Genomic DNA, 11,726 nt, shown 5'->3' with positions numbered 1-11,726 from the left:
ATTAAAATTCTTTTGCGTAGTTATTGTGTTGCATAATGTTTTGTTTTAATAATTCCATACGATCTTTTCCGAATTGTTCGACTAGTGCATCTGCAAGTTCCCATGCTACAACAGATTCAGCTACTACACCCGCTGCTGGTACTGCGCAACTATCAGATCTTTCAATACTCGCTTGGAATGCTTCCTTCGTATCAATATCAACGCTTGCTAACGGTTTGTATAATGTAGGAATTGGCTTCATAACGCCTCTTACGACAATTGGCATACCTGTTGTCATACCGCCTTCTAAACCGCCAGCATTATTCGTTTTTCTCGTGTATCCTTTTTCTTCATCCCACAGAATTTCATCATGCACTTTACTTCCTGGTTGTCTTGCCGCTTCAAAACCTACGCCAATTTCAGCACCTTTAAATGCATTTATACTCATAATTGCACCAGCAAGTTTGGCATCTAATTTACGATCGTAATGAACGTAACTACCAACGCCAATTGGCATACCTTCTGCAATAACTTCCACAATACCACCGATTGAATCTCCGCTACTTTTTGCATTGTCAATCGCATCCATCATTTCTTGCTCTACTTCTTTGTCTAAACATCGAACCGGTGAGTTTTCAGTTATCGTTTGAATTTCTTCAATCGGTAAGTTTGAAATATGTTTTGCTTTTACACCACCAATTTCAAGAACATGTCCTGCAATTTTCACACCTAATTCGCTTAAAATTTGTTTTGCAACTGCACCAGCAGCTACACGAACTGTCGTTTCTCTTGCAGATGAGCGCTCTAATACGTTTCTTATATCACGATGACCATATTTAATTGCTCCATTTAAATCCGCATGTCCTGGACGTGGTTTTGTAATTGTACGTTTCATGTCTTTACTTTCTTTTTCCGAAATTGGCTCAGCACCCATTACTTTCGTCCAATGTTTGAAATCATCATTTTTTACGATTAACGTAATCGGTGATCCAAGTGTCATCCCGTGACGAACACCACTTACAATTTCAACTGTATCTGTTTCAATTTGCATGCGTCTTCCGCGCCCATGACCTTTTTGCCTTCTTAATAATTCTTTATTAATATGTTCCGCCGTAAGTGTCAAACCTGCTGGTACACCTTCTAAAATAACTGTTAACTGCGGTCCATGTGATTCTCCAGCTGTAATGTATCTCATTTCTCTTGCCCCTTTACTATTTTTTTGTACAAAAAAGTCCCTACTGAGCGCTCAGTAGGGACGATGTTTATCGCGGTACCACCCTAGTTGTAGACAACTGTCGTCTACCTCTCTTCTTCTTTAACGATCGTTTGACCGTCTTCCCCTCCATAAGTTGTCGGGAAAGATGCTCCAAGGCTGTAATTCATGCTTACCTTTGTACTGATTCACACCAGCCATCAGCTCTCTTTAACAGTGAGATAAGCACTACTGTTTCCTCTTCAACGCATATATGATATGGAATTAAGATAATTTATTTTTGAAACCTTTTAACTCATCCATGAATCTATGGAATTCTGGAATGTCCATTTGTTGTGCAGAATCTGACAATGCAACTGCTGGATCTGGATGAACTTCAGCCATTACTGCATCTGCGCCAATTGCAAGTGCCGCTTTCGCTGTTGGTAATAATAAATCTCTGCGTCCAGTTGAATGTGTTACATCAACGATAACTGGTAAATGTGTTTCTTTCTTTAAAATTGGTACTGCAGAAATGTCTAATGTGTTACGTGTTGCTCTTTCGTATGTGCGGATACCGCGCTCACAAAGAATAATTTGATCGTTACCTTGCGCAATGATGTATTCCGCTGCGTTAATGAACTCATCAATTGTTGCTGCTAATCCACGTTTTAATAATACTGGTTTGTTAACTTTACCTACAGCACGTAATAAATCGAAGTTTTGCATGTTACGTGCACCAACTTGAATTACATCAACGTAGTCTAATGCCATTTCAACATCGTTCGGATTTAAAATTTCACTAATAATTGCTAAGTCGAACTCGTCTGCTACTTGACGTAAAATTTGAAGTCCTTCTACTCCTAAACCTTGGAAATCGTATGGAGATGTTCTCGGTTTGAATGCACCGCCGCGCATTAATTTTAAGCCTTGATCTTTCATCGCTTGCCCTACTTGACGAACTTGCTCTAAGCTTTCTACTGCACAAGGTCCCATGATAAACGTTTGTGTTCCGTTTCCAATCAATTCACCTTTTACATCAACGATTGTATTTTCTTGTTTCTTTTTACGTGATACTAGTAACGCTTTGCGGTTATCATCTTCTTGTAACTCTAAGCTTGCTTTGAAAATCGTTTTGAAAATATGTTGAACAGTTGATGTTTCGAATGGTCCTTCGTTATGCTCTGCGATCATATCAAGTACTTCACGCTCACGTACTGGATCAAAGCGTTTCGTACCTTGTACTTGCTTTTGCTCTCCAATTTTTTGAACAATTTCACCACGTTTGTTTAAAAGGTGTAATAGTTGTAAGTTAATTTCATCTACCTGTTTACGTAATTGATCTAATTCATGATTTGCCATTTGGAAATCCTCCTCTAATGTTTTAAAAGTATAGTAAGAGAATAAAAGATTCTCTATTTTCTGAACTGGTTAATTATACAAATTTATAGTGGAATCGATACCTCTTCTTATTTTAAACTAATAATTCGTACAAAGACATGAACTACTAGTTAAAAACCCACTTTTTTGTACAAAAAAGCCCTACTGATGCAATCAGTAGGGACGATATTTATCGCGGTACCACCCTAGTTGTAGACTTCTTTCGTCTACCTCTCTTCATTGTTAACGATCATCTGACCGTCTTTCCCTTCATAAAGACAAATACTATCTTTACTACGAAAAAGATGCTCCAGGACTGTAATTCGCTCTTGTTTTTGTACTGGTTCGCACCAACCACCAGCTCTCTGTTACAGGGAAACAACAACTACTGCTTTTTCCTTTCAATGCATGACTATTTTATTTTCAAGTTGGACCACTAAAATACAAAAAGTCCCTACTGAATAAATCAGTAGGGACGATATTTATCGCGGTACCACCCTAGTTGTAGACTAACTTTCCGTCTACCTCTCTTCACTGTTAACGATCAATTGACCGCTTTTTCCTCATAAAGACAAACTATCTTTATTACGAAAAAGATGCTCCAAGACTGTAATTCATGATTATCCCTGTACTGGTTCACACCAACCACCAGCTCTCTGTTACAGTAAGACTAACCACTACTGTGATCTCTTCATTGCACTTTGTTTATTCAAATGTTTTTGAAATTGAATAAGTATGATTCGTATTATAGAACGCTTTTTAAAACACTGTCAACAACTTTTTATATATTTTTTTAAAATTCCACTTTCATCCTATAATTCTTTTTGTAAATCACCCATTACAATTCCTATGCGAATTATTTCATTTTCTAGTAAATGTAAAACATATTCCTCTACTTCATACTGAACTAATAATTCTTTTATTTGTATGATTTCTTTTTCAAATAAAACGGCTTCTTGACATGTTTGTAGTAAAATAAAAAACACATTTGCAAACATTTTTTTATGCGCTTTCATACTTTCTTTCTTATGAAGCATTTCAATCAATAACTGCTTCATTTCCTCACCTGTACATTTACCATGTACACTTGAAAATGCACGAGACATAATACATAATCCTTTTTCTAATATTTCATCCATGTATAAGATAATACGTAAAAGCATTACATATTCTCTCGCAGTTATCTCACCCATTTTTGGTCGTTCTCGTAAAAATACACTGAGCCAAGCTGTCCAAAATTTTTGTTGTTCTTTTACGCTTAATGTTTTGACGTAATAGCATAAAAACTGCATAAATTTAATTTTATTTTCTTCATTTTCTAGTATGAGTAAAGGGTATAACCACTCTGTTTTTTGCTCCCAATATAGTACACATTTAATAAATACAAAGCTAAGCCACTTCAAGAAAGCTTCCCTCGTATGCGGATGTAATACTTCCAAATGTTCTATCGCATACTTAATAAATCGTTTCATTTCTGTAAATAAAGGTAAATTTATTTGCGTGTAACATAAACCAGCCCATGCATATTCCGTAATTTCATTTGGTTTTTTTAAATCTAAGTATGGTAACAAATATTTTCGGCACCATTGCTTTTCAATATGATATAGAAATGTAATATCTGCTATTAAACGAGCAAACATAAAGTTTGTTCGTTCCAAATTAACTCTTACTTGTTCTTCAAATAAAAATAAATATTCATATACATTACGATCGTATAAATGATCATATGATAACAATTTTAATAATACAGCTGTCATTTTCCCAACAGGATGCTGAATTGATTCATTGTAAAAATCTTGTTTTCCAAGCTTAAAATCCGTATCACTCTTCATAACTTGAGGAAACACTGAAAAAGCAAAGCGTTTTACAACACGTATACTATTCTCTTCTAACTCTTCTAGTCGATTACTAATTTCATATAGAAAACTACTAATTAACCAATGATAAGCAGTATTTCTAACAAATTTCTGCAATAGCGGAATAATTTTTTGGATTTGATCATTTGTCAATCCTCGGTTATTTCGCCATTCTCTAATACAAACAAACCATACTTCATTACTTATTTCTTGCACTCCTACTAATTGATATGCGAATGAAATACTCCACTCTGTATTCAATTTACATGCTTTTGATAACATCTCTAAAAAATGGCGTTGTTCAAAAACACCATCTTGCGAAAATTGCCGAACTTGCTTCATAATTTCAACATCTTTCAGCTGCAATAATCCGTCAGCTGTTACATTACAAGTAATGCTTTGCGCTGTATCCTCTTTCTTTTGTACACTGTATCGTTCAGAATGAAAATGAGGATGCTTTTGCTTCATTAACTCATACCCATTTGCCGTAGATGGACTATTTGAATCACACTTGAATAATAAGTCTAATACGAGACATGCATCAAATACCCTCTCTTCTGTAAGATGCTTTATTACAGTTCGAGTGACTTCTTCTTTTGTTTCTTCTAAACAATGTGCATAATGCCTTTTTAAAAGTTGAAAAACTTCGTGTTTATAAGTGAAATCTAAAAGAAGTCCTTCATGTAACAACCATTTCATTTTGTCATCTACACGAACAAAAATATTTTTATTCATCGCGTCAATTGCAATTCGCTTTTGAAGTACACTATTTGCTTCTATCATTTCTGTAATATAATAATCCGCTTTTTTCTCATTGTTTTCACATAAATAAGTTAGACACTCTTTTACAATTTGTATTAAAAATGCAAGATCATTTTGATGAAAATCTTTTTCTACATCTTCCTTATTTCTTTTTTTCAGTGCCGTTTGTCTTAACGACAACATTCTCAATTTTTCTAATCCGATCATCATAATTGGAACAGCATAATGGGTGATATATGGCCTCATCTTTTCGTTCCAAATTTGCTCCACATGAGAAAATGTAGATACTGGTAAGCGACTCGATTCCTCGAGTTCTATTGATTCTTGCGTATCATTTCCCCATTTTCTTACACGTTTCAACTTCAGTTTTCCATCTAAAATAAAAGTTAGTAACAATAAGGCCATTTCCTTATGCTCAGGAAAAGAACATTTTTGCAGTAACTTAGAAATCTTTTCTATAGAGCTACTATCTTTTTCAGCTGTTTCTAATAAAAAGAGTGTCCATCTTGCAAACAACAACGGATCCATCTTACTCTTCGTTTCGTTTAAGTAGTTACAAATCGTTCTCCATAATAACGGTGATATTTTAGAATAGTTTTTATAAATTAATTGAAATAATTCTTTCTGATGACTAAAAAGAAATTGTTCCACTAACCATTCTGCAAGTAATTCATCTACTTCATTATAGTTTGGCGTAAGCATAAACAAATTTTGTAATTTACCTTCTGCTTCTAACCATTCGACCCATTCATAATCATGAGCAAATTCCACAAAGTAACGAACTGTTTCAATTTTTTTAATTGATTGCTTTATGTATGATAATTGTTCCTGTTCTACTGACGGGGGAACCGTTACAATATCCCGAATACGCATTCTTTTCGTAATATAATTATCGCCCATTAATTCCGCCCAGCGTTTTACCGCTTTTACGAGGGATTGATGATTATTCACTTTATTCGGATACACAATTGGTCTTATCCCTAAATGTTCCCAGTGGTACGTATTTTCCCCTTGTGCGACAAAAGCAAATCGTCTTGTACTTGGTGGTAAACCAGTTGCTAAATATTTCATTACTGGGTCATTATGACTATATCCAACGAATAAAACGGTGTAATTCGAGAATAGATCGACTAAAAATCTTCTCGCCCACCCTTCCGTTAAGTAAGCCCTTCCAAAATCACCGTCTGTTAAAATTAAAGCCTCTTTCTCCTGTTCTACATTACCATGTATATAAGCAAGACCTTTAAAAGCTCTCCCAGTCGGTAAAGCTGGAGCATAATAAACATTGATATCTCTATTTATTTCCTTAATTGCAGTTGTAAAATGTTGATCAAAATTTGTTGTTACAATGCGGATATCTGTATCTAAAGGAAATAACCTTGGAATTGCAAAATGCAATGGATTCGGTTTTGATTTCTCTATATGAACAAGATCTCTTGCAACTTGATGTACATCTTTTGTTTTTGCAATTTTACCAAGATAATAATCATGTGGTTCTGTTATTTCACGTTTTTCGACATATAACGTTTTTGCAATTGCATCAACTAAATCATCAAAATTCGGTAAGTTTGATTTCCCTTTCATAGAAACTCCCGCTCCAACAAATAACACTAACTTTCCTTGCTCAAGGTGATCGATTAACTCATCTGGAATTTCTACTTCTGAAGTAATCCACATCCTGGATTCCCCCTTACCTAAAAATGTCATACACTCTCATTTTACTATAACATTTTTCCGTTGTTTTTATAATATTTAGACGAAATTCCGAACATGAAAAAGTTTTACGTAAATAAATCCGTTACAATGTATGAACTCCAGAATTTATTGAAAAACTATGTATAAATCGGAGGTGTGAATTTTGAATGATTTCACAGTAGTGCTTATCAAGTTTATATCGTGCATTATCGCATTTAGTATTGGGCTTGCTTTATTTTTCCCTGCAACGTTTGTTCAAATTATTTCATTCAGTCTCTTTGTTACAATCGTATCCTACATGTTCGTTGATAAAATCATTTTAAATCGAATTGGCAATACTGGTGCCATTATGTCGGATTTCTTATTAACATATTTAAGCGTATGGATTTTCGGTAATATTTTATTAGACAACTATATGCAAATTGCATGGGGCAGTATCCTTTCTGCCATCGTCTTCACTTTATCTGAAGTAATCGTTCATCGCTTCTCTAACTCTCATACAAGGCACAACAATGATAACATTCGTATTAATCGCCGCTTTGCATATGGTACAGAGTTTGCTGAAGAACAAAATATATTGGATAAAGATAAAAAAAAGTAACGTTTTAATGCAGGAGCGCCCTTTTTAATTATGTGGTGCTCCTTTTTTGTATTTTTTCATTATGGTACGTGAAATTATATAATTGATTATTTCAAAATACCGACTTACTAACAATATTTGACGCTATTTTTTCTAATGAAAAACTGCCTCTTATTTAGAGGCAGCCACTTTTAAGTCTTTTACTGCAACAACATCCGCAAACGCTCCCAATACTGCGTTATGATGTTTCATAATATCTGCAGCACGTAACACTTCTGTATCAAATGTACTATGCGCATCACTCACTAACGTTACTTTATATCCTTCACTACATGCTCTGCGTGTTGTCGTATCTACACAATACTCTGTTTGCATTCCTGAAAGAATAACGTGTTCAATTCCTTTTTCTTGTAACACTTCGCTTAAGTTTGTCTTATGGAATGAATCTGGCGTCGTCTTTTCAACGATATTGTCCCCTTCTTGCGGAGCGATGGCCGCATGGATTCGCCAACCATCTGTACCTTTTTCTAACGGATGATCTTTAGGTCCATTATGTTGGACATAAATAACCGGAATATCATTTGAACGACATTCCCCAATAAGCTCTTGTAATGTTTGTAAAAACTTTTCCCCATTATGTACTGGCATTCCAGCTGTATACATCCCCGCTTGCACATCAATTACAATTAATGCTTTTTTCATTTCGCACAGCTCCCTTTGTTTGTATAAGCCATTGCATCTTCATTATAATTATTTAAATTCCATCATCCAACAATCTTCTAATTTCTCCTCATGCAACTCATGTTCCTTTAAAATCTTTACTTTTTTAAATCCACTTTTTTCATAACACTTTATCGCACGTTCATTATTTACTTTCGGATCCATTGCGATTGCTTCTGCTCCCATATCACCCATAATGTATGTAATTGCTGCCTGAACGAGCTTTGTTCCAATTCCTTTTCTCCAATAGGCTGTTTCACCGATAAATTGGTCCATTCCCCATACATTTTGTGATTCTTTATAGCCATATAACGCTTTCCACTCGGAATCAACTGGGTACATTTGTATGTAACCAATCGGAACGGCATCAAATTCTATTAAACATCTTTTTTCATTACTGTTTGGATTATGTATAAAATGATTAAGCACCTTTTCTACAGATTGCGGATTATCTCGTCCTTCATAATACTGCAGGACTTCTGGGTCCGTTAACCATTTAGAAATGATAGATGCATCCCCTTCCATTACGTATCTAATCAATAAACCTTCTTTTTGAAAAAGCATATTATACCTCTATTATTCCTTTATATTTTTTCTTGATGTTATATCTTTCATTGCACCTACTAATGCATATGGTAGTAATGTGATCGTAAAAAATGCTGTAAATACGTTAAATTGCGGGATTGTATAGAGCGTGAACCATTCAGTGAAAAATTGAGAATTTAATATTCTATTAAAAAACTCTCCGCCTGGCCTAAAGTTTGGCGCCCACGCAGTGATTTCACACAAAATAAAGTGAAACTTTAATCAGTGGGGGTTTTGTTCATCCCCCACTGATTATTAGTTGAACCAATCGGGCTTTTACGGGCAGTTGATCCCCCACCTAACTTCTTCGCTTTCGCTGAATTTTGAGGTGGGGGTCTTACTGCCCGTTAATGCGGGATAAACAGTAACTGAACAATGAAAAATGCCCCTAGATAGCGAAACCATGTCCGCTTCCATATTGGTTGTGCATTTTTTAATGTATCTCCCATCTAACCCCCTCCTTAAATATCCATCATATTGATTATACACTTTCTCCACGTTATTTGTTAAAATTTTCTATATAATCAATACTGTTGGGGGAATGCATTATGTCTAATCCTATACTTGCATCCACTTTAATCATTCTTAGAGGAAACTCTGCAAGTGGTAAAACAACAATCGCAAAGCAACTACAAGAACATTTCGGACAAGGTACACTTTTAGTATCACAGGATGTTGTACGTAGAGATATGCTTAGAGTACACGACACAATGGGTAATTTATCTCATGATTTACTATTTGAAATTACAAAGTACGGAAAAGGAAAATGTGAATTTGTTATTTTAGAAGGTATATTGAACAGTCGTAGGTATGGTGAGATGTTAAAAGAATTAATTCGTTATTTTGATGAAAATGCATTTACATATTACTTTGATTTATCATTAGAGGAAACTATTAGACGACATAACACAAGGGACAAACGACATGAATTTGGTGAAGATTCCCTACAAAAATGGTATAATCCGCACGATACAATTGAGGTTGCCAGAGAAACTATCTTTACAGATAACTTTACGCAAAAAGATATATTTGATGTGATTTTTAATGATATTAAGATATACAAATAAGACTGATATAATCAATCAGTCTTATTTGCATTATGTACCTTGTATCTCGGTCTTCATTACAGAACAATCTTGACATAAATAAAAATAGATATTCATTTCCCCAAACTGGAAATCAACTACTGAAATAAGTCCGCGTTCCTCGATATCTTGTGTAATTGTAGCAACATACCACCTTGTTTCTTTGTTTCAATATATTCCCTTACTTCTTTCATGAAATACACCTGTCCTTTGAACTTAATTACACACTATTATGGTTGAAAGTGTTTAGTAAACGATTTAATCCGATTTATATATTTCATTATACGTTAACCCGTCGTTGTCAACATACTATTCTTCTATTCTTCTATACTTCCTCACCTCATCCTTAATAGTTTATTTTATAAACATGATACAAGTTTCATTTTCCTTTTATGTTTTAGTACAGATTTAGTAATAACCCTTTAAAAATTCTATGTTACTTCCACTCAAAAAATAAAAGCCAGCCTCAATAAAGAGAACTGACTTCTATTTGGATCATGATTGTTATTATAAAATTTTCACTTTAACAGTTTGTCTTCCCCAATTCATAGCTTTACTTTTTGAACCCATTAAAACATCGATACGATTACCTTTAATTGCACTTCCAGTATCACCAGCGATAGCTTCTCCATAACCTTCTACCCATACTTTAGACCCTAACGGGATTACTTTCGGGTCAACTGCGATAATTCTCATATTCGGATTTGCCGTTAAATCATGCCCCATCGCAGTTAAAACGCGTCCACCATATGTACCATTTTCACTTGGATCAGCAGTATATGCTGTCGCTACTACCGTTAATTCACGTTTAGCAGACTGTATGTTGTTTTTAGATGCTTCTTTCGCTCTCTCTTCTTCTTTAGCCTTTGCTATTTCTCTTGCTTTTTCTTCTTCTTTAGCTTTTGCTATTTCTCTTGCTTTTTCTTCTTCTTTAGCTTTTGCTATTTCTCTTGCTTTCTCTTCTTCTTTAGCTTTTACTATTTCTTGCGCTTTCTCTTCTTCTTTTACTTCTTCTTTGACTTTTGCCTCTTCTTTAGGCTTTACTATTTCTTGCGCTTTCGGTTCTTCTTTGACTTTTGCTTCTTCTTTAGGCTTTACTATTTCTTGCACTTTCGGTTCTTCTTTAACTTTTACTTCTTCTTTGACTTTTGCTTCTTCTTTAGGCTTTACTATTTCTTGCACTTTCGGTTCTTCTTTAACTTTTACTTCTTCTTTAGGCTTTACTATTTCTTGCGCTTTCGGTTCTTCTTTGACTTTTGCTTCTTCTTTAGGCTTTACTATTTCTTGTGCTTTCGTTTTTGCTACTTTCTGCTTCTTTACTTCTTTCTTTTCTTTAACTGATTTTTGTACTTTCGCTACTTGCTTCGTTTTCTCTTCGGTTTTCTTTTCAGTTGGTGCTGTACTTGATAGGAAAGAAACGTTTGCATAAGCAGTTTTTCCTTTGTACTCAAATTGCAGCCATCCGTCTTTTACTTGATGCGTTGATTCAATTACATCATCTTTTTTTAGTCTGCCAAGAATTTCTGAATCCGTGTTTGCTTCGGTACGTACATTTAACAAATTCGCCGTTACATGATACACATCTTTTGTAAACTCCGAACTTACAAATACTTCTTTACCGTTCAATTCAATTTTTGACCAGCCATCTTCGGTATTGATGACTTTTAACTCTTGCCCATTCTTTACTTTTTCGACCACTTTTGATTCTGTAGTCGGTTTTTCACGTACGTTAAGTACATCTGCTGTTACGATTGTTTCTGCGGTAGCAGTTGTGGTAAACGCCCCCAATCCAAAAATAGTTGCTGTTGCTGCGCCAATTACTTTTTTCATATTAGCCTCCATTATATTTTTTTGAATTTTATCAAATGTCTCTGTAAAATTGTATAATTTTA

At 34.7% G+C, this 11,726-nt stretch carries 8 protein-coding genes, 2 pseudogenes and 3 other annotated features; of the genes and pseudogenes, 2 read left to right on the top strand and 8 right to left on the bottom strand.

Annotated features, from left to right (window positions below):
* Position 1: 1 nt before the first annotated feature.
* From aroC to C4S65_RS10815, 3 genes are all read right to left on the bottom strand, one after another.
* Positions 2–1,174, bottom strand: a complete 1,173-nt coding sequence (aroC, locus tag C4S65_RS10830) for a chorismate synthase (RefSeq protein ID WP_001269431.1) — start codon at positions 1,172–1,174, stop codon at positions 2–4.
* Between the two features lie 53 nt (positions 1,175–1,227).
* Positions 1,228–1,447: a binding site (T-box leader), on the bottom strand.
* 9 nt (positions 1,448–1,456) lie between these two features.
* Positions 1,457–2,533, bottom strand: coding sequence for a bifunctional 3-deoxy-7-phosphoheptulonate synthase/chorismate mutase (locus C4S65_RS10820; RefSeq protein ID WP_001273575.1), 1,077 nt, complete (start codon positions 2,531–2,533; stop codon positions 1,457–1,459).
* Between the two features lie 194 nt (positions 2,534–2,727).
* Positions 2,728–2,965 (bottom strand) — a binding site (T-box leader).
* Between the two features lie 54 nt (positions 2,966–3,019).
* Positions 3,020–3,255 (bottom strand) — a binding site (T-box leader).
* Positions 3,256–3,363: 108 nt separating this feature from the next.
* Entirely contained in the window at positions 3,364–6,846 is a 3,483-nt protein-coding gene (locus C4S65_RS10815; protein WP_141551122.1) for a DUF4020 domain-containing protein, read from the bottom strand.
* A 181-nt stretch (positions 6,847–7,027) separates the two neighbouring features.
* Here C4S65_RS10815 and C4S65_RS10810 point away from each other — a divergent pair, with 181 nt between their 5' ends.
* Positions 7,028–7,465, top strand: a complete 438-nt coding sequence (locus tag C4S65_RS10810; protein WP_000997702.1) for a YndM family protein — start codon at positions 7,028–7,030, stop codon at positions 7,463–7,465.
* Positions 7,466–7,615: 150 nt separating this feature from the next.
* Here C4S65_RS10810 and C4S65_RS10800 read toward each other — a convergent pair whose 3' ends face one another.
* The 4 genes and pseudogenes from C4S65_RS10800 to C4S65_RS34340 all read right to left on the bottom strand — a co-directional run.
* Positions 7,616–8,146: a cysteine hydrolase family protein gene (locus C4S65_RS10800; RefSeq protein ID WP_097960186.1), complete on the bottom strand. Its 531-nt coding sequence runs from the start codon at positions 8,144–8,146 to the stop codon at positions 7,616–7,618.
* Positions 8,147–8,194: 48 nt separating this feature from the next.
* Positions 8,195–8,728, bottom strand: a complete 534-nt coding sequence (locus C4S65_RS10795; protein ID WP_000898783.1) for a GNAT family N-acetyltransferase — start codon at positions 8,726–8,728, stop codon at positions 8,195–8,197.
* Positions 8,729–8,740: 12 nt separating this feature from the next.
* Positions 8,741–8,959, bottom strand: a pseudogene (locus C4S65_RS10790) (YfzA family protein); the annotation flags it as partial.
* A 146-nt stretch (positions 8,960–9,105) separates the two neighbouring features.
* A pseudogene (locus tag C4S65_RS34340) lies at positions 9,106–9,198 on the bottom strand (YfzA family protein); the annotation flags it as partial.
* A 99-nt stretch (positions 9,199–9,297) separates the two neighbouring features.
* On the opposite strand from C4S65_RS34340, the gene C4S65_RS10785 reads away from it, so the two are divergent.
* The gene (locus tag C4S65_RS10785) at positions 9,298–9,816 is read left to right on the top strand and encodes a kinase (RefSeq protein ID WP_086407422.1); all 519 of its coding nucleotides are present in this window, start codon (positions 9,298–9,300) and stop codon (positions 9,814–9,816) included.
* 525 nt (positions 9,817–10,341) lie between these two features.
* Here C4S65_RS10785 and entB read toward each other — a convergent pair.
* Positions 10,342–11,664 carry a cell wall-binding protein EntB gene (entB, locus tag C4S65_RS10780; protein ID WP_258043869.1) on the bottom strand — a complete coding sequence of 441 codons (1,323 nt, stop codon included), beginning with the start codon at positions 11,662–11,664 and terminating at the stop codon, positions 10,342–10,344.
* Positions 11,665–11,726 lie beyond the last annotated feature (62 nt).

The organism is Bacillus sp. ok061, assembly GCF_900108285.1.
Lineage (GTDB): Bacteria > Bacillota > Bacilli > Bacillales > Bacillaceae_G > Bacillus_A > Bacillus_A thuringiensis_S.
The sequence above is the reverse complement of the archived record's forward strand: the minus strand, read 5'-3'. Positions and strand labels throughout refer to the sequence as shown.